This window comes from Antarctobacter sp. (assembly GCF_965277915.1).
Lineage (GTDB): Bacteria > Pseudomonadota > Alphaproteobacteria > Rhodobacterales > Rhodobacteraceae > Antarctobacter.
Genome location: NZ_OZ255849.1, coordinates 905,236 through 930,250 on the forward strand (window position 1 = coordinate 905,236; position 25,015 = coordinate 930,250).

The following is a 25,015-nucleotide window of genomic DNA, read 5'->3' on the forward strand; positions in this document are numbered from 1 at the left end:
TGCAATCCGGCGTGGCCCTCGTGGTCATGCCGTTTCGCCAATGGAGCCGTCTGGCGTGAAGACCCGAATCGGAATCGGCATGCTGTTTTCCTTCCAGCTTTGCTGTGCCGGGTTCTTCCTGAACGACATCCTGTCGACGCGCCTTGGCCTGCGCAGCGTCCCCATTCCCTGGGCGATCTACGAACTGATCCAGATCAGCGCCGCCATCGGACTCATCGTGGGGTTGGGCGTTACCGCGACGCTGCTGGCACGCAGCCTGCGCGCCCGGGCCCGGGCCGAAGACAGCCTGCGTCTGGCACGGGGTGCCTTCATGGAAGTGCTGGACGAACATTTCAAAGAGTGGAGCCTCACCCCCGCCGAACGGGACGTGGCGCTGATGGCGATCAAGGGGCTGTCCACCGCCGAGATCGCAGAGGTGCGCAGGACCTCCGAGGGCACGGTCAAGGCGCAGACCAACGCCATTTATCGCAAGGCCCAGGTGACGGGACGGCCACAGCTTCTGAGCCTGTTCATCGACGACCTGATCGCGGCGGACCCGCCAGAGCCTCCGTCAAACGCGACACCATCGTGAAGCCTTTCAGATCCCGAACGCTTTGACTGACCGACGATCTACGCCGCTGCGTCATCCGACCTTGTCTAAAGATGCGCAGGGAAAGGGGCCAGGGTGATCCCGCGGCGCGGGAAAGGAACGCGATCCGGGCGTTTCTGAGCATGGCCAAGGGGGCACGACGGCACGAGGCGTGTCATGCAAAGGATCGACGCCCAGGGAAAAGCCGCGCCGGTCGGACCAGGGCGGCAGGTTCGCGATCTGTCCCCAGGTCGGAGGGGCATGGGGACAGATCGCGGTCCTGAAAGCAAACAGGAGATATCCGGGCAACCAGCCCTTGAGACGATCATGGGCGGAGAATGGTTAAAGGCGGGTTAAGCGCGCCCTCGTGGGGCACGAATTCCGCCGCTCCGGCGCGCAGGGGGCGTCTCAGCCCCGGTCCGTCCAGTCATAGGTCTCAAGTATCCGCAGCGGCACGATGTCCAGCGCGCCCCGGTGTGTCGCCGAGAGGTTCACCAGCGGCGCACAGCCCTCGTCATGGGCCTGCAGAAAGCGCCCGGCGCAGAGACACCAGTGGTCCCCGGGCTTCAGACCCGGAAAATGGAACTCGGGTCGCGGCGTCGACAGGTCGTTCCCGACGTATTTGGAGTAGGCGAGGAACTCGGCGGTCATGACCGCGCAGACCGTGTGACTGCCCCGGTCTTCGGCACAGGTGTTGCAATGTCCGTCGCGAAAGAACCCGGTCAGGGGGTCTTGAGAACAGGACTCAAGAGGGCCGCCGAGAACATTGAAAGAAGGGTCTTTTTCCAGCATTGCGCTCTCCCTTATTGGTCGGCGAGGCGGCGGAACATCTGCAGGGCATCGTCAAAGGCCCCGGCCTCGCGAAAGCCGCGATCCGCGCCCGTGATCGCCACCACGGTGCCGCTCTGCCGGTCGATGTAGACGTATTGGCCATAGATTCCACGCGCCATGAACTCGCCCTCGCGGGCGTCCGCCGGCATCCACCATTGATAGCCGTATTGTAGCTGTCCCTCGGCCGTACGTGCCGAGGGCCTGGTGCTTTCGTTTACCCAGGCTTCCGGAACGATCTGCTTGCCCTGCAAGCGGCCGCCTGCGCGATACATCTCTCCCAGTCGGGCATAGTCGCGCAGCGTCAGGTTCAGGCCCCCAAGCGCGAAGGCGACACCGTAACCGTCTGACAGGTAGTAGGGATCCCCGTACACGCCCATCGGATCCAGCAGGTTGCCCGCAAGCTGGTGCGGCAGGGATCGCCCGGTGGCCCCGCGGGCAACCATCGACAGGACATGCGTGTCGATCGAAACATAGCGCCAGCGTTCGCCCGGAGCCTGATCCGTTTCGTCCAGGCCGGCGGCAAATCCGTCCATCGAGCCGCCAAGCGCAAGGATGCGCCCCATCTTGTTGATGTCGCTCCAGAAATCCAGGTAGTCCTCGTCAAAGACCACGCCCGTGGACATTTGCAAGACGTTGCGGATGGTGGCGCCGTCATAGGCGCTGCCCGCCAGTTGAGGCGCGTATTTCACCACCGGGTCGTCCAGGCTGTCCACATGACCCTGTTTCAGCAAGATCCCGAAAAGCGCGGACAAATAGGATTTGGCCACAGACCACGAGATGCGCAGATCCTCGGCCCCGGTGCCCAGGTGATAGCTCTCGTGCACGATCTCTCCGCCGCGCAGGACAATCGCCCCCGTGACGGCCCGCCGGTCCAGCCAGGCCTGCCAATCCGCCGGCATCTCCATTGCGGGGCCTTCGGGCAGTGGGACGGCGCTGGTGGTGACGGGGATCGGGACCGTCTCGAACAGCCGGTCCATATGGCTGAAGTTGGCCACGATTTCGCCCTCGTCAAACAGCGTCATCGTGGCCCGCAGGCGCGCCAGTTCATCGCGATAGCCAACGCCGACGGCACCCACACCTACCAGCGCAACAAGAGCGATGGCCGCGAAGCGCGTGCTTTTCATCGGAACTTGTCCACCAGCCGTTGCAAGGGGTTGCGGCTCTCTTCCTCGCCGCCCGTGTCCTCGGGCGGGGCGGGTTTCGCAGCTGGCGCGGGTTTGGGCTTCTCCGGTGTCTTCGAGGACCGGGGCGGGGCCGTGCGCAGTGCGACGGCGTTCGAGAACTTGCCCGCATCGCCAGCCGCAAGCTGCGGCGCGCCGTCTGACACCCCGCGCAACAGATCGTCCAGCCAGTCCTGGTCGGCCTTGTGGAAATCATGCAGCACATAGGCCGCGACCAGCTCCTTGCGGCCCGGATGGCCGATGCCCAGACGCACGCGGCGGTAGGCCTCGCCGATATGGGCATGGATCGACCGCAGCCCGTTGTGGCCCGCGTGGCCGCCGCCCGTCTTGACCTTGCACTTGCCCGGGGCCAGGTCCAGCTCGTCGTGGAACACGGTCACGTCGCCCGGTTCCAGCTTGTAAAAGCGCATCGCCTCGCCCACCGACTGACCCGAGAGGTTCATGAAGGTCTCGGGCTTGAGCAGCAGCACCTTTTCGCTGCCCAGCCGCCCTTCGGCCAGCTGTCCCTGGAACTTGGCCTTCCAGGGGCCAAAGCCGTGATCCTCGGCGATCCGGTCCAGCGCCATGAAGCCGATGTTGTGCCGGTTGCCGGCGTATTTCGTGCCGGGATTGCCGAGACCAACGAATATCTGCACTGTGCCCTCCGAGATCGCCTGCGCCCTATGTAGGCCAGAGGCGGCATGGATCACAACGGGAGAGCGGAATGTACCTGACCATGAACCGGTTCAAGGTGATCAAATCCGAGTTCGAGGCCTTTGAAACCCTCTGGAAAAACCGCGACAGCCACCTGAAAAGCGTGCCCGGGTTTCGCAGCTTTGCCCTGATGAAGGGGCCGGAGCGGGACGACCACATCCTCTATGCCTCGCACACGCTGTGGGAGGACGAGGCGAGCTTCACGAACTGGACCCGGTCCGAGGCGTTTCGCGCCGCCCATGGCGGGGCCAAGAGCTCGGCCCACATGTATCTGGAACCGCCCGAGCTGGAAATCTTTGAGGCGGTGCAGGTGCTGACGGCCTGAAGACCGTCGGAGAAAATGCGGGTTTGAGGTAGGATGGCGCAAGGAAAGGACACCCGATGCCCGATCTCTACTTGCAAATTGCCGATCAGCCCGACAGCGTCCTCGAGGCCATCGCGGCCTCGATGGAAGACCGGATCGCCGATCCGGCCATGCAGGAGATCTGCGCCGATTACCTGGGGCGACTGCCGGGGCCGGGGGCCGAGGTGGTCGAAATCGGCTGCGGCAGCGGGTCCAGCACCGAGATGATCCTGCGCCATCTGCGGCCCGGGCGGCTGGTCGGGATCGACCCGGCAGAGGGGCTGTTGGCCCGCGCCCGCACGAGGTTCGCGGCGCGTGACGGGGTGCGCTTTGCCACGGGGGACGCGGTGCGGACCGGGCTGCCGGAAGAGGCGGCCGACGTGGTCGTGGCCCACACGGTCTATTCCCACCTTGCCGATCCGGCGGCGGCCCTGGCCGAGGCCTGGCGGCTGTTGCGGCCCGGTGGCGTGCTGGCGGTCTTCGACGGCGATTACGCGACCAATACGGTCGCGCTTTTCGATGGTGATCCGCTGCAGGCGGCGATGGTCTCGACGCAGCGGAACCTGATCCATGCCCCCTATATCATGCGGCACCTGCCAAGGATGATGCGCGAGGCAGGCTTCGAGGCGCCCGCAAGCCGGGCCTACGGTTTCGTCCAGACCGAGCGGCCCGCCTATATCCAGTCGCTGTTGGCGCGCGGTGTCATGGCCGCCACCGCGGCAGGGGACTGTACGGAGGCATTGGCGCAGGGGTTTCGCGACGAAGTCGCCGCACGGGTCGCTTCCGGGAGCTTTTACGGCGCGATCCTCTTTGCCTGTCACATGGCGCGCAAACCTGGCTGAGACGCGATCCGGCAAAGCAAAACCCCCGCCGAAGGGGCGGGGGTTCGAAATCGTCTCAGCGAAGGGCCTGTCAGGCGTCTTCGGAGGCCGCGCTCTCTGCTGCAGCCTCTGCGGCGGCTTCAGCCTCTTCCTCGGCTTCCTGTGCGGCCAGGCCGGACGGTGCCGAGATGTTGGCGATCACGAAGTCGCGGTCGATCGTCGGCTTGGTGCCTTCCGGCAGGGTCACGTCCGAGATGTGGACGATGTCGCCGATTTTCAGGGTCGACAGGTCGACGGTGATCTTCTCGGGGATGTCGCCCGCGGTCACGATCAGTTCGACTTCCGGGCGAACGACGGTGAGAACGCCGCCCTTCTTGATGCCGGGGGCCACGTCTTCGCCCACGAATTCAACCGGGATGTAGAGGTTGATCTTGGTGGTGCGGCGCAGGCGCAGGAAATCGACGTGGGTCGGCAGGTCCTTGACCACGTCACGCTGCACGTCGCGGCAGATCACGCGCACGTCCTCGTGGCCATCGACCTTGAGGTTGAAGAGCGTCGCCTTGAAGCGACCGGCTTTCAGGCGCTTGAGCAGATCGTTGAAGGGCAGATTGATCGGCAGCGGTTCTTTGTCGCCACCAAAAACGATGCCCGGAACCATGCCGTCGCGGCGTGCCTGACGAGCGGCGCCCTTGCCCGTCCCCGTCCGTTCCTGGGCGTTGAGATCAGGAATCTCACCAGCCATATTGTATCTCCATCTAAAAGGGCAGGGTGCCTCCAAGGCTGTCACCCCGCGTGAAGCCGTGCCGGTAAACCGGATCGGCCCGATTGGCAAGCGGATTCGTCCCCGGGCCCGGTCGCTTTCGCGCTGGACGAGGGCGGCGGCCCGTGGCAGGCGATCCCCATGTTGCGCGATCTTGTCATCAGCCGGGGGCCAGCGGCGGGTTTCGTGGCCGTGGGGCTTTACTGGGGCGCCTTCGCGGCCCTGGTGCCCGATCTCAAGCCGCAGGTGGGCCTGTCCGATGGCGGGTTCGGCCTTGCGATGCTGGTCTCTGCCGCTGGCGCGGTGCTGGCCATGTGGCTGGCGCCGCTGGCGCAGCGGCGGCTGGGCAGCGGCGATCTGCCGGTTTCCGGCCTGCTGATGGCGCTGGCCTTCCTGTTGCCGGGGCTGGCCGGGGGCGGTGTCAGCTTTGCGCTGGCGATGATGGCGGCGGCGATGGCCTCCGGCACGCTGGACGTGTCGATGAACGCCCGCCTGTCGATGCTGGAGGGGCAGAGCCGGCGGTCGCTGATGAACCTCAACCACGGGATCTATTCCGCCTCTTACGCGGTGTCGGCGCTGATGACGGGGCTGGCGCGTGAGGCGGGCTGGTCGCCTTTCGCGGTTTTCGCGGCGCTGGCCCTGCCGGTGGTGGCGCTGTGCCTGCAGATGGCGCTGGCCCCCGTGCGCGAGGCCCCGCCCGAAGAGGGCGAACCGCCCGCCGCGCCGCTGTCCTGGTGGGTGTTGGCGCCGCTGGGGGCCATCGTCCTGCTGGGGTTCCTGGCCGAACAGGGGACCGAGGGCTGGTCGGCGCTGCACCTGGAACGCACGCTGGGCGCCGGGGCCGCGCAGGGCGCCCTCGGGCCGGCGATCCTGGGCGTGACCATGGCCGTGGGGCGTTTCTCTGGCCAGTTGGTCGCGCAGCGTGTGAGCGAGGCAATCGTGATCCGGCTTGCGGCCATGCTGACCTGCCTGGGCGCGGTGACGGCGGCCTTTGCGCCGGGGCTGGCCGTGGCCTACGCCGGTTTCGCGGTGCTGGGGCTGGGTGTCTCGGTGGTGGCGCCGATGGCCTTTTCATGGTGCGGGCGGCTGGTCTCGAACGAGTTCAAGGCGCTGGCGATCAGCCGGGTGGCGGTGCTGGGCTATGCGGGCTTCTTTGTCGGCCCGCCGCTGATGGGCGGTCTGGCAGAGGGCTTTGGCCTTGGCGCTTCCTTCGCGGTGGTCGGGGCCTTGATGCTGATGATCCCGCTGGTGCTGGTCCCGCTGGTCCGCCGGGCGACGTCAACCGAAATGACCCCGGCAGAGTGATCCGCCGGGGCCGTGTTTCGCGCGCGAAACATTTTCATTCATTAACAGTGGGTTAACCCGTCACTCCCAGTCGCCGGAAAAGCCCCGGGGCACCATCAGGATGTCACGATTCACCGTTTCGATGTCGGTGTGACCACAGAGGGCCATCGAATGGTCCAGCTCCTTGTGGATGACCTCCAGCGCGCGGGTCACGCCGGCCTCGCCCATCGCGCCCAGTCCGTAGACGAAGGCGCGGCCGATCCAGGCGCCCTTGGCCCCCAGTGCGCGCGCCTTGAGCACGTCCTGGCCAGAGCGCACACCGCTGTCCATGTGGACCTCGATCTTGTCGCCCACGGCATCGACGATCGGCTCCAGCGCGCGGATCGAAGACAAGGCCCCGTCCAGCTGCCGTCCGCCGTGGTTGGAGACGACAATGGCATCCGCACCGACATTGCAGGCCTCGAGTGCGTCGCGCGGGTCGATGATGCCCTTGATGATCAGCGGGCCGTCCCACATCTTGCGGAACTCGCGGATGCGGTCCCAGTTCAGCGACTGGTCAAAGCTTTCCGCGGTCCAGTTGACCAGCGACGAAGGGTCGGTCACGCCTTTGGCGTGGCCCACGATATTGCCGAAGAACCGCCGCTTCGTCTGCAACATGTTCAGGCCCCAGCCGACCTTGGTCATCATGTTGGCCACGGATTTCGGCGTCAGCTTGGGCGGGGCCGACAGGCCGTTCTTCAGGTCCTTGTGGCGTTGCCCCAGCAGTTGAAGGTCCACCGTGATCACGGCGGCAGAGCATTTCGCCTCTTTCGCGCGGTCGAATAGGTTCTGCATGAACTCGTCGTCGCGCAGCGTGTAGACCTGCATCCAGAAAGGCGCCGAGGTGTTCGAGGCCACGTCCTCGATCGAGCAGATCGACATCGTGGACAGGCAGAAGGGCACGCCGAATTTCTCGGCCGCCTTGGCGGCGAGGATCTCGCCGTCGGCGTGCTGCATCCCCGTCAGGCCCACCGGGGCCAGGGCCACCGGCATCGAGACGTCCTGGCCGATCATCTGCGACTTTGTCGACCGGCCCGACATGTCCACGGCCACCCGCTGCCGCAGGTAGATGTCGTCGAAGTCCGAAGAATTCTCGCGAAAGGTCTGCTCGGTCCAGCTGCCGGACTCGCAGTAATCGTAGAACATTTTCGGGACGCGTCGCCGATAGATGCGCTTGAGGTCCTCGATTTCGGTAATGACGGGCATGGCATGGCGCTTTCGTGGGAATTGGTAAGAAGCGATTACCAATACCGGGACATTCATGCAATGCGACTCTTAAGGCCCTCTTCATCGACCTGCGCTACGCAAGATCAAACAGGTCAAGGAGAGAGGCCGATGAAGGGCATCGTGTTCACGGAACTGCTGGAGATGGCGGAACAGGCCATCGGCGAGGAGGCGGTGGATGACATCCTGGACCAGCTCGACCTCGAGTCCGGCGCGGCCTATACATCGGTCGGGAATTACCCCTGCGGGGAGCTGATGCGCATCGTCGGCGCTGTCAGCGACCTGACCGGCATCCCCACCGACGACCTGCAGCGCAAGTTCGGGGCCTGGATGCATGGCCGTTTCGTGCAGACCTATCCGCAGTTCTTCGCGGACAAGACGACCGTGCTGGATATGCTTGCCGCGATCGAGAGCGAGGTGCACGTCGAGGTGCGCAAGCTGTATTCGGACGCGGAACTGCCGCGTTTCGACACGACCTGGGTCGGGCCGGATCACCTGCGGATGACCTACCGGTCCGAACGCCCGCTCGTCGCCTTTTGCCACGGCCTGATCGAGGCCTGCGTGGATCATTTCGGGCAGGGCGCGCAGATCGGGCTGAACCGCGTCTCGCCGCGCGAGGCGGTCTTTGACGTGCGGCTGGAGACATGAGGCATGGGGCCTGCTGCAATCAGCGCGCCGGATGACGGCAGGGTCCTGCGCCGCCGCTATGATCGCGAACGCGCCGCGCGCAAGGAGGCAGAGCGCCTGCTGGAAGGCAAGAGCCGCGCCCTCTTCGAGGCCAACGCCGCCCTGCAGGCACAGGCCGCCGCCTTGGAAGAGGCGGTGCGGGAACGGACCCGGGAACTGGAACAGGCCAAGACCGCGGCGGAAAGCGCCAGCGCCGCCAAGAGCGGGTTCCTGGCCATGATCAGTCATGAGATCCGAACCCCGCTGAACGGTGTCCTGGGCATGGCCACCGCCCTGGTCGAAAGCGAGGACCTGCAGGGCGAACAGCGCGAAATGGCGGAAATCATCCAGTCCTGCGGGCTGTCGCTGCTGGAGTTGCTGAACGATCTTCTGGACCTGTCCAAGATCGAAGCCCACAAGATGGAGATGGAGACGCGCGATTTCGACCTCGATGCGCTTTGTCAGGAGGTCCGCCAGATCCATGAGCCTCGCGCCGAGTCCAAGGGCCTGGACTTTCGGATGCGTCAGGACGCACGGGCGCGCGGCTGGATCAGTTGCGACCCGACGCGCCTGCGGCAGGTCATCAACAACCTGGTGTCAAACGCGCTGAAGTTCACCGCCACCGGCGGTGTCTACGTCGACCTGCGGCGCGGGGGCGATGTGCTGGAAATCGAGGTGCGCGATACCGGCCCCGGCGTGCCGCCAGAACGGCGTGACCGCCTGTTCGAGGCCTTTACGCAGACCGACGCCTCGATCACGCGCAAGTTCGGCGGCACGGGACTGGGCCTGACGATTTCACGGCGGATCTGCCGGCTGCTGGGGGGCGACCTGGTGCATGAACCTGCACCGGGGGGCGGGGCGCGCTTTATCGCGCGGGTCAATGTGTGCGACGCGCGGCCCCGGCCGCGCTCTGTCGACAGTTCGGCGGATGCGGCGAACGCGGTGCTGATGGCGCGGGACTGGCGCATCCTGGTGGCCGAGGACAGCGAGACCAACCAGCGCGTGCTGCGCCTGCTCTTGCGGCGCTACCCTTTGCGGATCGACATGGTCCACGACGGGGCAGGGGCGGTCGAGGCGCATTTCGCCGACGCCTATGACCTGATCCTGATGGATGTGAACATGCCGGTCATGAACGGGCTGGAGGCGGCGGCCATGATCCGCGAGGTCGAGGCAGCGCGCGAGTTGCGCAGCGTGCCAATCATCGCCCTGACGGCAAATGCCATGACGCACCAGGTCTCCAGCTACTTGCGGCAGGGCGTCGATGCCCATGTGGCCAAGCCGGTCCGCCGCGAGGAGCTGATCGCGGTGATGGCCCGGCTGCTGCTGGCTCAGGCCGAGTGAGCGCCGCTGGCGAGGCCCGACACGAAGGACAGGACCTCGTCCACCGGCTTGCCGGAGGCCAGTTCACCCACGATGGCCGAGCCCACGACACAGCCGTCCGCGACGGAGGCGATGGCCCGGCTGGTCTCGGGCGTGCGGATGCCGAAGCCGACGATCACCGGCAGATCCGTCCTGGCCTTGATGCGTGCGACCTCGGGGCCGACATCCGCCGCCTCTGCCGCCGCCGCGCCGGTGATCCCGGTGATCGAGACGTAGTAGACGAAACCGCTGGTGTTCTGCAGCACCTTGGGCAGGCGCTTGTCGTCGGTGGTGGGCGTGGCGAGGCGGATGAAGTTCAGGCCCGCCTTTTGCGCGGGAATGCACAGTTCGTCATCCTCTTCGGGCGGCAGGTCGACGATGATCAGCCCGTCGATCCCGGCCTCCTTGGCCTGGTCGAGGAAGGTGTCGACCCCGCGGGAATAGATCGGGTTGTAATAGCCCATGAGCACGATCGGGGTGTCATTGTCCCCGGCGCGGAAGTCGCGCACCATCTGCAGGGTCTTGTCCAGCGTCATCCCGCCTTCGAGCGCGCGCTGGCCGGCCAGCTGGATCGTCGAGCCGTCGGCCATCGGATCGGTAAAGGGAAGGCCCAGTTCGATCACGTCGACGCCTGCCTCGGGCAGGCCTTTCATCACCGACAGCGAGGTCTCGATGTCGGGATCGCCCGCCATGATGTAGGCGACAAAGGCTTTCCGTCCCTCGGCTTGCAACCGGGCGAAGGTGGAATCGATGCGTGTCATGGCTCACTCCCTGCAAGGCTTTTGCCTCTTGCCGGATGTGCGGGGGAAAATCAATGGCGCCCGGAAAATGGAAAAAGGTGAAGCTTTCGTGACGGTTTCTTGACGTGCCGCAAAGCGGGAGTGCCGGGTTCATGCGATCATGGGGCCATGAATTGAAGGAGACCTCATGCCGCCAGTCCAGACCGCCCCCGCAGAAGACCAGACGATTGCCAATGCCGTCGATTCCGTTGCCGCGCCAGAGCCAGCCGCCGAAGCCGAAACAGCCGTCGCGGAACCCGTCGCCGTGCCGCTGCCCGCCCGCGCAGAGCGCCATCACCCGACCCCGGACGAGATCCGTCGCGCCTTCGAGACCGGGGAATATCCCTACGACAAGAAGGTGTCGCGCCGCGCTTACGAACGGGACAAGGCGCGCCTGCAGGCGGAATTGCTGAAAGTGCAGCTCTGGGCCCAGGAAACGGGGCAGAAATTCGTTCTGCTGTTCGAAGGCCGCGATGCCGCCGGCAAGGGGGGCACGATCAAGCGGTTCACCGAACACCTGAACCCGCGCAGCGCGCGTGTCGTGGCGCTGAACAAGCCGACGGAGCAGGAGCGCGGCCAGTGGTATTTCCAGCGCTACATCGAACACCTGCCCACCTCGGGCGAGATCGTCCTGTATGACCGGTCCTGGTACAACCGCGCGGGCGTCGAGCGGGTGATGGAATTCTGCGAGCCGAACGAATACCTGGAATTCATGCGCCAGACCCCGGAGCTGGAACGGATGCTGGTCCGGTCGGGAATCCGTATGTACAAGTACTGGTTCTCGGTCACGAAGGACGAACAGCTGGCCCGGTTCCAGAGCCGCGAGACCGACCCTCTGAAACAGTGGAAGCTGTCGCCCATCGACAAGGCCAGCCTGGGCAAGTGGGACGATTACACCGAGGCCAAGGAGGCGATGTTCTTTTACACCGACACCGCCGACGCGCCCTGGACGGTGATCAAGTCGGACGACAAGAAGCGCGCGCGGCTGAACTGCATGCGGCATTTCCTGTCGACACTGGATTACCCGGACAAGGATCACAGGATCGTCCGTGCGCCCGATCCGCTGATCGTGGGCGGGGCAGGTCATGTCATCCATCGGTCGGATCACATCCTGGGCAAGATGCTGCACCCGGGCACGCGCCGGACCTGAACCTCAGGCGATCTCGCCCAGCCAGTCCATCAGGGGGGTGAATTCGGTGATCACCTCTTTGATGCTGGCGGCGGGATCGGTGGACAGGGCCTCGTCCAGGTTGTCGCGCCAGGCGACGTAGCCCTTGCACCGCAGCATGTCCTCGCGCGGGTGATCGGCGGGGTAGGGGTCCGGCACCTGCTCCAGCGAAGGGGGATCGACCCGCCATCCGGCCTCTGCCACCAGTGCGACCAGATCCGCCCCCCGATCCGAGGCCACCGCCTCGCGCCAGCGGTCAAGCTGGGCCGGCTCGAACTGCATCACCCCGGCGCCCAGCGTGGCATATTCGAGCGAGATCCCCAGCATCCAGACGCGCCCGTCCGGCAGCGACCACATCATGTGCAGATGGGTGTGATAGGGGGTCTTGTCCTCGGAAAAGCGCACGTCGCGGTGCGGGCGGAACAGCTTGGTCCGGGGCGGCGTGCCCCGGGTCTCTCTCAGCCAGGTGGCAATCCGCGCCAGCAGTTTTTCCGAAGGACGCTTGAGCTGGCTGTCATAACGCGCCTTGTTGTCCCGAAACCAGTCACGCTCGTTGTTGTCCGCAAGTTCCGCAAGGAATGCGCGGGCGTCCGGCAAAAGCCGGTCAAGATCAACGGGGTCGGCCATTGGAAAGCTCCGTCAAGGCGCCTGTTCAAAGACTAGCACAGGACGGCTGGCAAAGCACCCCGCGCCCTTGCCTCCGGCGAAGGGCGGCACTAAGGGCAGAGCATGACCGAGCCCATGTCCTATACCGACCACAGGCGCGCCGTCCTGCGCCTGGGCCTGCCTCTGATCGGCGGGCACCTGGCGCAATTCGCCATCGGCCTGACCGACACGATCATGATCGGCTGGTACGGCGTGCCGGAACTGGCGGCGCTGACCCTGGCGGGGTCGTTCTTCTTCACGGTCTTCCTGTTCGGATCGGGCTTTGCCTGGGCGATCATGCCGATGGTTGCCCGCTACGCAGCGCAGGAGGACGAGGTGCTGGTGCGGCGCGCGACGCGCATGGCGCTGTGGCTGTCGATCCTCTATTTCTTCGTGACCCTGCCGTTGTTCTGGTTCTCGGGGCCGATCCTGCGGGGCATGGGGCAGACGCCCGATGTGGCGGCGCTGGCGCAGACCTACCTGCGCATCGCGGCCACAGGGCTTTTGCCGGCGCTTGGGGTCATGGTGTTCAAGAACTACCTGGCCGGGCTGGAACATACGCGCGTCGTGCTCTGGATCACGCTGGCCGCGGCGGGGGCCAATGTGCTGGCCAACTACGCGCTGATCTTCGGCAACTGGGGCGCGCCGGAACTGGGAATTACCGGGGCGGCCATCGCCTCTGTCACGGTACATGTGATTTCGCTGGTGCTGGTGGCGGCCTATGCGCTGATCAAGCTGCCGGAACATGAACTGATGGTGCGCTTCTGGCGCCCGGACTGGGAAATGTTCGCCCAGGTCTTTCACCTCGGGTGGCCCATCGGGCTGACGACCTTGGCCGAGGTTGCGCTGTTTGCCGCCACTGCCGTGCTGATGGGCTGGCTGGGGACGATCCCGCTGGCGGCGCATGGCGTGGCGCTGCAGATCTCGACGGCGGCCTTCATGGTGCAACTGGGCCTGTCCAATGCGGCGACGGTGCGCGCGGGCAACGCGCTGGGCCGGGGCGACCTCGATCACATGCTGCGCGGGGCGCGGGTGGTTGCGGTTCTGGGCGCCGTGGCGGCGGCGCTGACCGTGGCGGTCTTTGTCACGCTGCCCGAAACGCTGATGAGCCTCTTTGTCGACCCGGATGATCCCCAGCGTGAGGCCATTATCGCCACCGGCCGGGGGCTGTTGCTGATGGCCGCGCTGTTCCAGGTGGTCGACGCGACCCAGGTGATCCACATCGGGCTGTTGCGCGGGTTGCAGGACACCCGCGTGCCGATGATCATGGCCGGCGTGGCCTACTGGGGCATCGGGATGCCCTGTGCCTGGATCTTCGGCTTTGCCCTGAACTGGGGCGGCGAGGGCATCTGGTTCGGCCTGGTCGTGGGGCTTGCGGCGGCGGCTGGACTGCTGATGTGGCGATTCTGGATGCACAGCCCTGCCATTCTGGCGCGGCAGACGGCAGCCGCCTGATCTGCCGCGCATTTCGGGCGACTGGTGGTATTCCACCATTGAGAGTGCACATGTCCGGTGGTTAATTGCTCCTACCGGATCGGGGACACCATCCGGGCCACTCAGGGACCACGGACAGTTTTCAGGAGACACAGATTATGGCCCATACTATGGACGCGGGTGCTGGCGGCTATGACCGCCAGGTCGGCATGGGTGAAGCGATCAAGCTTTTCTTCACCAATTACATCAAGTTCGAAGGCCGCTCGAACCGTGGCGAATACTGGTGGGCCGTGCTCGGTCTGTTCCTGGTTGGGATCGTGCTGGGCATCATCGACGGTCTTCTTGGCATCGCCGTCCTGGGCACCGTCTTTTCGCTGGCCACCCTGATCCCGGGGATCGCCATCGGCGTGCGCCGCCTGCATGACATCGACAAGTCGGGCTGGTGGTATCTCATCATCTTTGTCCCGCTGATCGGTGTTCTCGTGCTGATCTACTTCTTCATCCAGAAGCCGACCCCGGGCCCGAACCGCTTCGGCTGATCCCCTCGTCAGCTCAAGGCACACGAACCCCTCTTTCCCCCGGGAAGAGGGGTTTTGCATGCCACGGGACGCCTCGTTGCTTGCACGCCCGGGGCTGCCCGACTAGAAGCGGCCCGTCATTCAAGATGGAGTGTGCCTGATGGGCTTTCGGATGGGAATCGTGGGGCTGCCCAACGTGGGCAAGTCGACGCTGTTCAACGCGCTGACCAAGACGGCGGCGGCGCAGGCGGCGAACTTCCCCTTTTGCACCATCGAGCCCAACGTGGGCGACGTGGCGGTGCCCGACCCTCGGCTGCCGCAGTTGGCGGGGATCGCCAAGTCGGCTCAGGTCATCCCGACGCGCATGACCTTCGTCGACATCGCCGGCCTGGTCAAAGGTGCGTCCAAGGGCGAAGGGCTGGGCAACCAGTTCCTGGCCAACATCCGCGAGGTGGATGCCATCGCCCATGTGCTGCGTTGTTTCGAGGATGACGACGTCACCCACGTCGACGGGCGCGTCGATCCGGTGGCCGATGCCGAGACCATCGAGACCGAGCTGATCATCGCCGACATGGAAAGCATCGAGAAACGCCTTCAGAACATCGTGCGCAAGGTCCGCGGTGGCGACAAGGAGGCGGTCCAGCAGGAACGCCTGATGAAACTGGCGCTGGCCGCGCTGGAAGAGGGCAAGCCCGCCCGCGTGGTCGAGGTGGACGACGAGGATGCAAAGGCCTGGAAGATGCTGCAGCTGCTGACTTCCAAGCCGGTGCTTTATGTCTGCAACGTTGACGAGGGCGACGCGGCCGAGGGCAACGCGCTGTCGGCCAAGGTGGGCGAGATGGCCGCCGCCCAGGGCAATTCCCACGTGGTGATTTCCGCCAAGATCGAAGAAGAGATCAGCCAGCTGGACGCCGAGGAAGCCGCCGAGTTCCTGGAGGAGCTGGGGCTGGAGGAGGCGGGGCTCGATCGCCTGATCAAGGCGGGCTACGAGCTGCTGGGGCTGCAGACCTATTTCACCGTCGGCCCGAAGGAAGCCCGCGCCTGGACGATCAAGCGCGGCACGCTGGCGCCGCAGGCGGCGGGCGTGATCCACGGCGATTTCGAAAAGGGGTTCATTCGCGCCGAAACCATTGCCTTTGACGACTACGTCTCCTGCAACGGGGAATCCGGGGCCAAGGACGCGGGCAAGATGCGCGCCGAGGGCAAGGCCTACGAGGTCAAGGACGGCGACGTCCTGCACTTCCTCTTCAACACCTGACCTGTTCCGGTCCGCAGTGCGTGCTGCCAAGGCCCTCTGCCCATTGGGCAGGGGGATTTGTTCTGTCGGTGTGCTGCTCGCAGGCGACCGAGTGCTTCGACTGGGGCAGGGGCAAGGGCTGACACGCGCCGCGATTGCGCTGCTCTCAAGGCGCGGCGCCGCCCCGAGGCGATCCAAGAGGATTGTACGCGCCCGGCCAAGCTGAACGTCTTTCCCGCCATTCCGTTTTCCTGGTGATTGCGGCCACGGCCTTGCGGGCTGGACGGGTCTTTGCGGTGATCGCGGTCTGGATGGGGTCGCGGGGTTGTGGCCTGGGACATGCGGGCGATTGGCGTCGTGGTGGTGCGGGTGGCAGCTGTGCCCCGGAGGGCTGTCCTGGCTCCGGCTCAATGGCGGCAGCCTGGACGGTTTGGCCCGCGCGCTGCCCAACGGCGTCCTAGCGACAATTCCTCTTGCCCAGACGACGCGCCCGCCCTTTTCCTGTCCCGATGGGCGATGAGCTTTCCCTTTGCGGCCCTGTCGATCTTCCGTTGGCGTAACGCGAAACGTTCCGGCTCAGGCCTGCACGGCGGTAAGAGGGCTTCAGGCGCCTCTGCTGGTGATCGTGACTGGGATTATTGCGGGCACGTTTCTGGGCATACACGCGGAGAGATCTGCCGCCCGGAATGAAGACCGGCGGGTTTTGTCGTCTTACTGTCAATTTCGACTTGTTTCCATCCTTTCGCGCGCATAGACACGGCGGCGGAGACGTGGCCGAGTGGTCGAAGGCGCTCCCCTGCTAAGGGAGTAGGCGGGAAACCGTCTCGAGGGTTCGAATCCCTTCGTCTCCGCCATTTCACACTTTGATAGCGCCGTGAATAGGTCAAAACCCAAGAAACACAGGGGTTTTGTCCATATGTGGTACCCGCCCTTTCCGCTTTCCACAAAATTTTTTGTGGTATAGATTGTGGTATCAGTTTTTGAGACAGGCGGGCGGATGGCGAAGGCGAAGGGACCTCACGTTGAGAAGCGACTCACACCGGCATTGGTGAAGAAGGCACCGCCGGGACGGCACACGGACGGCGGGGGCCTGTATCTGGTCGTGTCGGCCTCTGGGGCGCGGCGATGGGTAGCGCGTGTCACGCTCAACGGTGAACGGCGGGACTTCGGCTTGGGACCTGTCCACACTGTGAGCCTCGCAGAGGCCCGAGAAAAGGCCGCAGAGTATCGAAGGGCTGCTTTCGTAGGGGTGGACCCACGATTGGACCGGATACGGCCTGCTGGCTCAATTTCCTTCAAGGAAGCGGCGGAGAAGGCCCACGAAGAACTGGTGTTGAGCCACGGGCGCAACGGCAAGCACAAGAATCAATGGATCAGGACACTCGAAACCTATGCCTTCCCTGCCATCGGCAACATGGATATTGCCGAGATCCAGTCAGGTGACATTGTGCGGGTGCTGCGTCCGATATGGTCGGAGAAGCACGTCACGGCCACGCGAGTGAAGCAGCGCATTGGCTCTGTGATTGATTGGGCGATAGTGAACAACTATCGGTCCAAGGACAATCCGACCAGTTCAGTGTTGAAAGGGCTAACGCGCGTGAAAGCAGAGCCAAAGCACTTTGCGGCAGTGAAGCACCAGAAGGCAAGGGATGTTTGGTGTGCGCTTTGTCAAAAGGCAGAGAACGCAAAGCGCAAAGACCTTGTGGGGATTACTGCGCTTCAATTCGCAATTTTGAACGCCACGAGATCCAAGCCGGTTCGATTTGCGACATGGTCGCAAATGCAAGCGAGTCAGGAGGAATATGCAGTGTTTCCACACTGGCTTATTCCTGCGGACACGATGAAAGCGGGGAAAGGATTTATCATCCCGCTTTCGAAACCTGCGCAGGATGTCTTGGCGAGGTGGCGAGAGATTGCGCCAAAGTCGGAATTGATTTTCCCGTCGCCATACAATCCCAACAAGCCAATATCTGATGCGACAATGCGAAAGGTGTTACAGCAACTGGTGCCAGGAATGACGGTTCATGGCTGGCGCTCCACGTTCACCGATTGGGTTGCAGAAACAACAGATTTCCCACCATACCTTACAAGCGCCGCGCTTGCACACGGTCGGGAAAAGACGGATGCGGCCTATCGTCGAACCCAGTATTTTGAGAAGCGTTATCCCGTGATGGAGGCTTGGGGCCGTTACTTGGAACACGGGAACCACTATACCGTTACGCTTCACGAATTAGAGGCCGAGAAATCACAGTGGACAAAGGAAGCGATTGAGAGATTTGCCGAGATCTATGATTTCGACCAAGAGTTAGGCGAGGGTAAGGATTAAACTGGCGTTCAAGGTGCGCCAAGAAATTCGGCAACATCATCATCGTCCGTGACCACTGTGCGATTACCTTGTTCCTCTGTTTGCCCGTTCAGCAAAACTGCGAGGCGTTTTTTAATAAATGGGTTCTCCGCTTTTGAGACGAGAGTTTTTGTGTTGAACGCTGCGTAGGGTTTTGCGTTGTCAAAACTCTTCCAAACTTCCTTTGGGTCCAGGCAATACACATTGGCTGTTCCGACCTTTAAAATCACGATAGCACCTTTGTCCGCCAAAGACTTTGCATGCCTTGAAACAGTCTTTTCGCTGATTTCAAGCGCCTCTGCGAGTGTTGCCCGGCTTGCGCAGATGGTCCCATCAGGCCCCATATTCTCCGCCAGAAAAGCGTATAGCCGGGCCAACGCGGGTTCTGCTCTCAACAATGCTTGAAGCCGCTTCCAACCAGCCTCATAAACCTGCGTGAATCCGGCATTCTCCCGCCGTCCTCTCTGCTTCTTTTCCGAATCTGCTGTTTTCGCCTTTTGCTGAAAGTATTCAGCAACAGCCGCATCGCCGCCAACTTTCCGCAACTCTCGAATCTTCTCCATTTCTGCCTGCGCTTCATTTTCATCAACAATGATTTTTGGCATTTTTGTCTCCTATACCTGTCATCTTTGTCCTTAAAGAGGACAAATCCAAGATAGGTATGGACTCAACGAGAAGCAAAAATGCGGACAAAAATGTCCACTTCCTTCCCAATAGGGGACACCCAGGGTGTCCCTAATAGGGGACACGTACGGTGTCCCCTATCAAATTTTTAAATACTTGAATTTAATCACTTATTACAACCCCCTTATCTCATCTCCTAATAGGACCCATTTTTGGGTCCTCCGGCGGCAATATTCCGGGTTGGCATTTGAACCTCGAGAAAGTTCTGGTTTTGAGAAAAGGCGTCCCTAATTGACTGAAAGCTACATTTTGGAGGAACGACGTGATTAAATTTTCGATAATGGCACTTTCGCTATTGGCTGCAACCCAAGCGCAAGCACAATCAATTGACCTTACGCAAGTGGTGAAGACCCAAAAGCAAAACCCCATGCGGTTTGAGTCTGAATACAAAGGTCGGGGGATAGGTGGTGTTGGCGTTCTCAAATCAATGCGTGAAGAGGTTTGGGGAGATGGATGGGTGGTTATGTTCGATGGATATGTTTATCCAATTGAATGCACATTCAACCTATATGATTCAACCAAACTGCTGGACAAAGATATCGGTGATGATGTTCCTTTCTTCGGTGAGATTTATGGCATCGGCGGATTTATGGAAGACAACATTCAATTGGTCAACTGCACGGTGACTGAGTAATGCGCGTGCTCCTTCTGTCCATTCTTATTTTGATGAGTGTCCCCGTTGCATCAAGCGCGAACCCTGGGGGCATTGAGGCCATTGCCAGAGCCTTCGACCTGAATGAAAGAGAAGGAATGCTGCGCTATTACGGTTTGAGCGTCCGAAGTAAGGGTGTTGTGGAAAGGTACATCGAAGGCGGCTCCGAATACTCTCTTGTTGTGGGTGCATTTATGCGGTCGCGCCTTCTGGATCCATCAGGCGAAATAGGCGATAGGTTTGATAGAAATTTCCCCCTCGCTCAAACTGAAACATATGTTGGGAACAAGATCCCCAGAGGTCAAGTCTACGGCTTTAAGTCGGCTTGGATTAAAGTTGGTCAAAGCACGGCACTATGTTTTTTTGAGGCCGATGAGTTTGGGAAATTTCCAAGACTATCCGTTGGACAAAGTGTTGAGTTCAGGGGCGCGATTCTATCCGCATTCGTAGAAAACAACGAACCATTTGTTGTGATGATGTGTCGTTGATGGCGACGTTCAAATCAGCGAATTTGACGTATAACTACATATTTCAGGAGAGGTTCCTGCCGGTTGCGCTCATCCTCCCAGTTTGACAAGCTGTAAACATTGCCATTGGTGCAAGATACTTCGACGGCCTGGCCTGCGCGCGGTCGCTGGCGCGATAGATCTTCAAGAATTGTGGGGCAAGGTCCCGCCGTCTCCACAATGCGTTGCCGGATAATATCGGTTCCGGTTGTCCGTGCGAACTCCGCCCATGCGTCGTTCCGGCGCTGTACTTCTTTCTCTGCTTGTTGAGCGCGGAAAGAGTTATCTTGCCCTGAGCATTTCCGAATGTGTCCATTTTCAGGAAGGGGATTGTTGATAACTCTACCAACGACGCCTTCGGCAATCGCAACCTCTCGCGGGGACAAGTTATTGGCCCAGATATCAACGCAGAATGCGGAAGCAAATGTTGGAAGTGCTGCAAATGCGGCGGCGAGAATGAGGGAACGAACCATAATTTATCTCCAATGTACATATTGGAGATGATTCCAAATTCGAGTTTTCAAAGTAATTTAAACGCGGTTCCCGCATTTTGTGCAGCGGTACCCACCAATTTTACCGATGGAGACCAGAACCCAGATGGGCAGCCAAAACCCGGCTGAAAGTAGGGTAAGAACCAAGTGAAGTATGTGGTTCGGCTTGGTGCCTTGTGCCATGACTTGTTCGTTGCAGTGATTGCAGAAAGCGCCTTTGACTTTCAGGGACATTGGAAAACCTTTCAAAGATTACTCTTTTGTAATAGATTCGGGAGCGGCAAAGCCAAAATTATTTCGCATATCCACATATTTTTTGGTCCATTTTCCCAAAGACTCTATCTTCGATTTAGAGTTTGAGGGGTCGTTATGAATATAGTAAAACAGTTCACCAAGTTTACAGAAGAAGCCGAAAAGCGGGGTGCGTATTTCGTGAATAGGATGAGATTGCCGGAGTGGGCTGGTTATCCTCTCGGCTTCTTGACCCAAGCTTTGGTTGCGGTGGCGATTGTCTGCATAGTGTGGTATCTTTTTCTTTTCTTAATTTTTACATTTGGTGAAGCGCTTCTTTTGGCTATTGGTCAAATAGTGACCCCTTTTTTTTAACCGCCACGAAAAATCTGCCTGCGCCGCTTCCCACGCTCTGCAATCATCCCAACCTCTTTCGGGGTAAGGTCCTTCTTGGCTGCCTGCACAATGGCGGCGTCACGCTCTGTGGCAAACTCCTTGTGGCGAATTTGCTCCTCCTTGGCCTCTATGGTGCGCTCGCGAGTATTCAGGGCCTCGTGACGCTTTTCGAGGGCCTTGGCGGCCTGTATGACGCGTTGTTGGTCCTGCTGGGCCTTGCGGTTCATTTCAGCCTCACGGCGCTTCAATTCGCTTTCTCGCTCCGCCAAGCCTGCGAGGCGTTTTGCGTAACCAAAGAGGGCCTTCATGTAGGGACGAGCCGCAGAGACCCACGCCCCAAAGGCTGAGGTTTCTTGGGGCGGCAAAACGGGGTCTTCGACCTGCACGCGTTTCAGGGCTTCGCTGTTGGGCCGGGGAACGAGTTCGCCGTGATCCACAGCGTCAAGCCCCAGCGTGAAAGCCTCGGCCCGTGTGTCGGCCTGCTCTTGGGCGCGTTCCGCTCTCCGCTCTTTGGTCTTGGCGCGTTCGATTGTGTTTCGTGAAACGGCTGTGGCGTTGGCAAGGGTCTCGCTGGCCTCGTCCAGTGCCTCGGTCGATTGAGCGAGGTTCTGGGCGGCCTGCTCGCGGTCTTCGGCGGCCTCCACGCGATACTGTGCGGCGCTCTTGTGGCGCGCAGCTGTCGCCCGCTTGGGGCGGCCACGGCGCAAGCCGAGGTCAGCCAAAGCGGCGGCGTAGTTCGTCTGGTGGTCGCGCAGTTTGTTAGGCGAGCCGATGATGCCGTCAGCGTTGAGGCCCCAAGAAAGGGTCGTGGGCCGCTTGGCGGTCTTACGCCCTTTTCGGGGTCGTCCGCGCTTTGCCCGCTCCTTCTGTTCGAGCGGGATGGCCAAGACGTGGAGGTGCGGGGTTTGTTCGTCCAAGTGCAGTGTCGCTTGGAGAACATTCTCCGCGCCGAAAATGTCACGGGCATAGGCAAGGCTGCGCTCCGTCCATTGGTCGCGCTCTTCTGGGGTCGCTGCGTCGAACCAAGAAGGGCTTGCGGACATGACGGCCTCGATGGCACGGATCGAGTCTCTGCGGGGCTTGGAAAGCCCCACGGCAGAGGCGCGGTCGTGCCACGCGGCAACGGCATCGGTCTGGCCGTCGAGCACAAGCACGCCCCCACCGTCGGGGGGTGTGTTCGTGTGAGACAGGCCGGATTTGGCAGTCCGAGCGTTATGAGCCGAAGCCGCACCTAGCGCAGCCAGGTTGCGGATTTTGGCGAAGCGTAGGACAACAAAGTCCGATGTGGTTGCCCGGTCGAGCATAGCGAGACTCCAGCCCCCGGCAGGGTCCCGCGGAAGCGGCCCCCGGCAGGGCGAACGGGGGTTAATTTCAGCCACCTCTGGTGGCGGCGACCCGAAGGGGCGGAAATAACCCGTAGTGAGTAAGGTTAATTAAACCTCATCCTTAATTACCCTCAAAATAGGGCTTTCCAGATGACTTCGCTCATTCTCGCAATGACCGTTTCACGAAACATTCATTTACCCTTTCAGGTAACGTGTTTTCAACAGGCAATTGCCGGACGGTTTTAATATGTGGCTCTGCTCAAAATAGGGAAGGCGTGAATTACTTAAAGTCTGGGAACAACGCCAATTGGTCAGTGCTCGGCTTTGACTTTCGTTTGGGCTTCCCGAGGGTCTTCGCAAATGCCCGCAGGGCCTCCACTTGGTCGGCAGGCACTCGCACCTCAACCACGGTCCACCCTTCCTTTCGGATGCGATTGCGATACCGCCTCACGCGCTCGGTTGATGTGGCCTTGCTCTGGTCTGTGTTGTTCATGGTTTCCCCCATTTCTGTGACGCTCTCGAAATAGGTCAGGATCTGCGTTTCATGAAACGCGTTCCACGAAACGGTCGGATCTGTGTTGCGCCGTGTACAGGCTTCCTCCAGATTGGCGCCATGATGTTCGAACGACTCGCAGACAAGGGATTTGATATTGCCATCCGCAACCACGCGGGGGCGATTCTGTCCGTGGACTTCCCGTTGATATCTGGGGAGCTGGAAGACGCATTGTTGGATGTTGAGATTCCGGCGGAGGAACTGATTGGGTCAGGTGGTGGCGAAGCCCCATCGACCCAGCGACTTCGGCGGCGTCTGTATGATGCCGGCTGGCCCAAACACAATTTCGATTTCAAACTGATTGTGGACGGCAAAGAGACGGTTTCGAACAGCCACGAGATTGACCATGTGAGATGGTCCGAGACGGGCAACATTGCGCTTGAAATCGAGTGGAACAATAAGGATCCGTTTTTCGACCGAGACCTAGAAAACTTCCAGCGCCTTCATGCTCAGTCAGCCATTTCCGTTGGCGTGCTCATTACACGGGGCGCAAGTCTTCAAGACAGCATGTTGGGGATTGTTCAAAGGTGCATTGAGAAACACGGCTTCATTGACGAAACCGAAATGGTTGACGCTTTTGGAATGAAGGACAGAACAAAACGCCAGCGGGATGCGGTCCAAAAACTTTTGGACCGTCAAATACCATTTTCCGAAGCGTTCTCGAAGCAATTTGTCAGCGACAAGTTTGGTCAGGCGACCACGCATTGGAGTAAATTGAAGGACCGAATTGATAGAGGGGTGGGAAATCCTTGCCCCCTCCTATTGGTTGGGCTGCCGGTTTCTGCAATATTGGAATAGATTAATTTAATATGTTGTTTCTGCCGCGCTGATTATGAATATGGCTGCTAATTGAACTTGTTCGTCGTAGTCTCCGCCTTGACGCTCCAAGCATCCAGCGGCTTGAAGGGCTAAGACACGCAATGACATTTCATCGGAATCTTGAAAAAATCTCTCGACTTTTTCGCTGTTCTCTTTTCTTTTTTGCTTAATAACCTCGTAGGCAACGTCTGTGGCGAATTCTACAGTGTCTTTGTGTTCCACTCCTTGACACCAAGATGGGTAATCTCGCTCTTTCAAATGCGCCCAGTTGAATGCGGCGCGTTTCAGGCGTCGCGCCTTGGACATTTTCTTAAATATACTCATTTTTGCAAACCCTTTTATTGCTCCCAGTTGAAACTAGGTCGCATTTCGGGTTGCCAAAATGTCGTGCAAAAATGAGGGGTCTATTATGAGTTATTCAGCCGCTGTCACACTGGAATTGTAAGCGTAGGTTTTCCAAGTCGGCTTGTAATCATCATCGGCCTGATTGCCCCAAACGGTCCAGCCGTCGCGTTTGCCGCGTCCAAAGAGTTCCAGATACGGCCCCCAAGAACAGGATTCGATGATTTTGTATTGTTCATCGGGTTTGCGGCTGTGTTCGCGTTTGCGGGTTTTCAGCAAATCGCTTTCCGGCTCTTCGGCTTCAATGAAATTGACCTGGCTGCGGCCGGGGTCGAGGGTCCGCGCATTTTTCCCACGAGTTCCGAAAAGAAGAATCTCGGTGACATTTCGGAAATAGAAGCCAACGCCGCGACCATCGGGGCCGCCATCTTTGCGGATCTTCTCCCAAACGATGTTGGATTTGTATTCAAAGCCCCAAGCGTTCAGCACTTGCAGCCCTTCGGGCAGAAGGGCGTTGGGAACCCAAAGGTAGCAGTGGGCGCGGTCTTGCAGGTGCTCGGCCACAGGAAGGCCGCAGATCTCATCCAGCGTCATCGTAGGGTATCGAGCAAGGCGCTTGTGTTCGGGCGCGATCTTGCCCGTGCGGTTCTGGAAGCGCCACGGCGGATCCGCCATAACAGTCGCGAACTTGTCGCCGGATAGGAAAGAGCGCAAGTCGTCGGCTGCTGTCATGGTGGTTCTCCTGTGTTCGCGGTAGGACCTTTGTAGAACAATACTTGGTACCCGGCAACGAATGATATCCTAGCCCTGCTCACATTGCGTAAGGATTAAGACCGGGACGCCGTGGGGCAAGCCGTGCAGGAGCGTTACAGAAACGCGCTTTTTGGGGGCGTCTCGGAAGGGTGTGGTATAATTTGTGGTATCGGCCCGATTCGCCCTGCGGTGAAGTTATGCGAATACAATGCGTTACGGTCGGTTGTGCGGAAGCCTTCGTCTCCGCCATACATCTTTGATTTTAAGCGATAAAAACAGCATCCAGAGGCCAAACCCGCCAAAATGCCCGCAATATTATTTGCGCTTGAATGCAACGCCATGCGACATGTTCAGGACCTGACGGAGCGA

General features: G+C 61.0%; 27 protein-coding genes and 1 tRNA gene. 16 read left to right on the plus strand and 12 right to left on the minus strand.

Annotation, left to right across the window (positions count from 1 at the left end):
* Positions 1-55: 55 nt before the first annotated feature.
* Positions 56-571 (plus strand): helix-turn-helix transcriptional regulator, encoded by a 516-nt coding sequence (locus tag ACQY5B_RS05305; RefSeq protein WP_305972140.1) that lies wholly within the window; start codon positions 56-58, stop codon positions 569-571.
* A gap of 405 nt (positions 572-976) precedes the next feature.
* On the opposite strand, the gene ACQY5B_RS05310 is transcribed toward ACQY5B_RS05305, so the two are convergent.
* The 3 genes from ACQY5B_RS05310 to pth are packed head-to-tail and all read right to left on the minus strand — an operon-like array spanning position 977 to position 3,215.
* On the minus strand, positions 977-1,360 hold the full coding sequence (locus ACQY5B_RS05310; protein WP_305972141.1) for a DUF2237 family protein: 384 nt from the start codon (positions 1,358-1,360) through the stop codon (positions 977-979).
* Positions 1,361-1,371: 11 nt separating this feature from the next.
* On the minus strand, positions 1,372-2,523 hold the full coding sequence (locus ACQY5B_RS05315; RefSeq protein WP_420326066.1) for a serine hydrolase domain-containing protein: 1,152 nt from the start codon (positions 2,521-2,523) through the stop codon (positions 1,372-1,374).
* Positions 2,520-3,215: an aminoacyl-tRNA hydrolase gene (gene pth / locus ACQY5B_RS05320; protein WP_420326065.1), complete on the minus strand. Its 696-nt coding sequence runs from the start codon at positions 3,213-3,215 to the stop codon at positions 2,520-2,522. The genes ACQY5B_RS05315 and pth overlap by 4 nt, the downstream gene beginning before the upstream one ends.
* A 68-nt stretch (positions 3,216-3,283) precedes the next feature.
* Between pth and hmuQ the strand changes: the two genes are divergently transcribed.
* Both hmuQ and ACQY5B_RS05330 read left to right on the plus strand, forming a co-directional pair.
* Positions 3,284-3,598 (plus strand): heme-degrading protein HmuQ, encoded by a 315-nt coding sequence (gene hmuQ / locus ACQY5B_RS05325; protein ID WP_420326064.1) that lies wholly within the window; start codon positions 3,284-3,286, stop codon positions 3,596-3,598.
* Positions 3,599-3,654: 56 nt separating this feature from the next.
* Positions 3,655-4,458, plus strand: coding sequence for a methyltransferase domain-containing protein (locus ACQY5B_RS05330; RefSeq protein WP_420326063.1), 804 nt, complete (start codon positions 3,655-3,657; stop codon positions 4,456-4,458).
* Positions 4,459-4,528: 70 nt separating this feature from the next.
* Here the strand turns inward: ACQY5B_RS05330 and ACQY5B_RS05335 are convergent, their stop codons facing one another.
* Complete coding sequence (locus ACQY5B_RS05335; RefSeq protein WP_305972146.1) at positions 4,529-5,179, minus strand: 50S ribosomal protein L25/general stress protein Ctc; 651 nt, start codon at positions 5,177-5,179, stop codon at positions 4,529-4,531.
* A gap of 159 nt (positions 5,180-5,338) precedes the next feature.
* Between ACQY5B_RS05335 and ACQY5B_RS05340 the strand changes: the two genes are divergently transcribed.
* Entirely contained in the window at positions 5,339-6,502 is a 1,164-nt protein-coding gene (locus ACQY5B_RS05340) for an MFS transporter (protein ID WP_420326062.1), read from the plus strand.
* Positions 6,503-6,562: 60 nt separating this feature from the next.
* On the opposite strand, the gene ACQY5B_RS05345 is transcribed toward ACQY5B_RS05340, so the two are convergent.
* Entirely contained in the window at positions 6,563-7,726 is a 1,164-nt protein-coding gene (locus tag ACQY5B_RS05345; protein ID WP_420326061.1) for an alpha-hydroxy acid oxidase, read from the minus strand.
* Between the two features lie 129 nt (positions 7,727-7,855).
* On the opposite strand from ACQY5B_RS05345, the gene ACQY5B_RS05350 reads away from it, so the two are divergent.
* Both ACQY5B_RS05350 and ACQY5B_RS05355 read left to right on the plus strand, forming a co-directional pair.
* Positions 7,856-8,392, plus strand: a complete 537-nt coding sequence (locus ACQY5B_RS05350) for a heme NO-binding domain-containing protein (RefSeq protein ID WP_305972149.1) — start codon at positions 7,856-7,858, stop codon at positions 8,390-8,392.
* A 3-nt stretch (positions 8,393-8,395) separates the two neighbouring features.
* Positions 8,396-9,751, plus strand: coding sequence for an ATP-binding protein (locus tag ACQY5B_RS05355; protein WP_420326059.1), 1,356 nt, complete (start codon positions 8,396-8,398; stop codon positions 9,749-9,751).
* Here the strand turns inward: ACQY5B_RS05355 and trpA are convergent.
* Positions 9,739-10,530 carry a tryptophan synthase subunit alpha gene (gene trpA / locus ACQY5B_RS05360; RefSeq protein ID WP_420326058.1) on the minus strand — a complete coding sequence of 264 codons (792 nt, stop codon included), beginning with the start codon at positions 10,528-10,530 and terminating at the stop codon, positions 9,739-9,741. The two genes, ACQY5B_RS05355 and trpA, sit on opposite strands and share 13 nt — an antisense overlap.
* A 166-nt stretch (positions 10,531-10,696) precedes the next feature.
* Here trpA and ppk2 point away from each other — a divergent pair, with 166 nt between their 5' ends.
* Complete coding sequence (ppk2, locus tag ACQY5B_RS05365; RefSeq protein WP_420326057.1) at positions 10,697-11,698, plus strand: polyphosphate kinase 2; 1,002 nt, start codon at positions 10,697-10,699, stop codon at positions 11,696-11,698.
* Positions 11,699-11,701: 3 nt separating this feature from the next.
* Here the strand turns inward: ppk2 and ACQY5B_RS05370 are convergent, their stop codons facing one another.
* Complete coding sequence (locus ACQY5B_RS05370; protein WP_420326056.1) at positions 11,702-12,343, minus strand: TIGR02453 family protein; 642 nt, start codon at positions 12,341-12,343, stop codon at positions 11,702-11,704.
* 102 nt (positions 12,344-12,445) lie between these two features.
* Between ACQY5B_RS05370 and ACQY5B_RS05375 the strand changes: the two genes are divergently transcribed.
* The 5 genes from ACQY5B_RS05375 to ACQY5B_RS05395 all read left to right on the plus strand — a co-directional run bounded on the left by ACQY5B_RS05375 (position 12,446) and on the right by ACQY5B_RS05395 (position 17,876).
* Complete coding sequence (locus ACQY5B_RS05375; protein WP_420326055.1) at positions 12,446-13,816, plus strand: MATE family efflux transporter; 1,371 nt, start codon at positions 12,446-12,448, stop codon at positions 13,814-13,816.
* A gap of 137 nt (positions 13,817-13,953) precedes the next feature.
* Positions 13,954-14,334 (plus strand): DUF805 domain-containing protein, encoded by a 381-nt coding sequence (locus tag ACQY5B_RS05380; protein ID WP_305972155.1) that lies wholly within the window; start codon positions 13,954-13,956, stop codon positions 14,332-14,334.
* 139 nt (positions 14,335-14,473) lie between these two features.
* Positions 14,474-15,571, plus strand: a complete 1,098-nt coding sequence (gene ychF, locus ACQY5B_RS05385; RefSeq protein ID WP_420326054.1) for a redox-regulated ATPase YchF — start codon at positions 14,474-14,476, stop codon at positions 15,569-15,571.
* A 743-nt stretch (positions 15,572-16,314) separates the two neighbouring features.
* Positions 16,315-16,404, plus strand: a tRNA-Ser gene (locus ACQY5B_RS05390).
* Between the two features lie 143 nt (positions 16,405-16,547).
* The gene (locus tag ACQY5B_RS05395; protein ID WP_420326052.1) at positions 16,548-17,876 is read left to right on the plus strand and encodes a tyrosine-type recombinase/integrase; all 1,329 of its coding nucleotides are present in this window, start codon (positions 16,548-16,550) and stop codon (positions 17,874-17,876) included.
* 8 nt (positions 17,877-17,884) lie between these two features.
* Here the strand turns inward: ACQY5B_RS05395 and ACQY5B_RS05400 are convergent, their stop codons facing one another.
* The gene (locus ACQY5B_RS05400; RefSeq protein WP_420326051.1) at positions 17,885-18,499 is read right to left on the minus strand and encodes a replication/maintenance protein RepL; all 615 of its coding nucleotides are present in this window, start codon (positions 18,497-18,499) and stop codon (positions 17,885-17,887) included.
* Between the two features lie 359 nt (positions 18,500-18,858).
* Here ACQY5B_RS05400 and ACQY5B_RS05405 point away from each other — a divergent pair, with 359 nt between their 5' ends.
* Both ACQY5B_RS05405 and ACQY5B_RS05410 read left to right on the plus strand, forming a co-directional pair.
* Positions 18,859-19,212, plus strand: a complete 354-nt coding sequence (locus tag ACQY5B_RS05405; protein ID WP_428400325.1) for a hypothetical protein — start codon at positions 18,859-18,861, stop codon at positions 19,210-19,212.
* Entirely contained in the window at positions 19,212-19,718 is a 507-nt protein-coding gene (locus tag ACQY5B_RS05410) for a hypothetical protein (RefSeq protein ID WP_420326049.1), read from the plus strand. The genes ACQY5B_RS05405 and ACQY5B_RS05410 overlap by 1 nt, the downstream gene beginning before the upstream one ends.
* 14 nt (positions 19,719-19,732) lie before the next feature.
* Here the strand turns inward: ACQY5B_RS05410 and ACQY5B_RS05415 are convergent, their stop codons facing one another.
* On the minus strand, positions 19,733-20,209 hold the full coding sequence (locus ACQY5B_RS05415; RefSeq protein ID WP_420326047.1) for a hypothetical protein: 477 nt from the start codon (positions 20,207-20,209) through the stop codon (positions 19,733-19,735).
* 387 nt (positions 20,210-20,596) lie between these two features.
* Here ACQY5B_RS05415 and ACQY5B_RS05420 point away from each other — a divergent pair, with 387 nt between their 5' ends.
* Entirely contained in the window at positions 20,597-20,833 is a 237-nt protein-coding gene (locus ACQY5B_RS05420; RefSeq protein ID WP_424976720.1) for a hypothetical protein, read from the plus strand.
* Here the strand turns inward: ACQY5B_RS05420 and ACQY5B_RS05425 are convergent.
* Entirely contained in the window at positions 20,830-22,158 is a 1,329-nt protein-coding gene (locus ACQY5B_RS05425; protein ID WP_420326046.1) for a plasmid recombination protein, read from the minus strand. The genes ACQY5B_RS05420 and ACQY5B_RS05425 overlap by 4 nt on opposite strands.
* A gap of 565 nt (positions 22,159-22,723) precedes the next feature.
* On the opposite strand from ACQY5B_RS05425, the gene ACQY5B_RS05430 reads away from it, so the two are divergent.
* Positions 22,724-23,530 (plus strand): BglII/BstYI family type II restriction endonuclease, encoded by an 807-nt coding sequence (locus ACQY5B_RS05430; RefSeq protein WP_420326045.1) that lies wholly within the window; start codon positions 22,724-22,726, stop codon positions 23,528-23,530.
* 6 nt (positions 23,531-23,536) lie between these two features.
* Here ACQY5B_RS05430 and ACQY5B_RS05435 read toward each other — a convergent pair whose 3' ends face one another.
* Together ACQY5B_RS05435 and ACQY5B_RS05440 are read right to left on the minus strand one after the other, a co-directional pair.
* Positions 23,537-23,857, minus strand: coding sequence for a hypothetical protein (locus ACQY5B_RS05435; RefSeq protein WP_421917693.1), 321 nt, complete (start codon positions 23,855-23,857; stop codon positions 23,537-23,539).
* A 108-nt stretch (positions 23,858-23,965) separates the two neighbouring features.
* Positions 23,966-24,625: an MT-A70 family methyltransferase gene (locus ACQY5B_RS05440; RefSeq protein WP_420326043.1), complete on the minus strand. Its 660-nt coding sequence runs from the start codon at positions 24,623-24,625 to the stop codon at positions 23,966-23,968.
* Positions 24,626-25,015 lie beyond the last annotated feature (390 nt).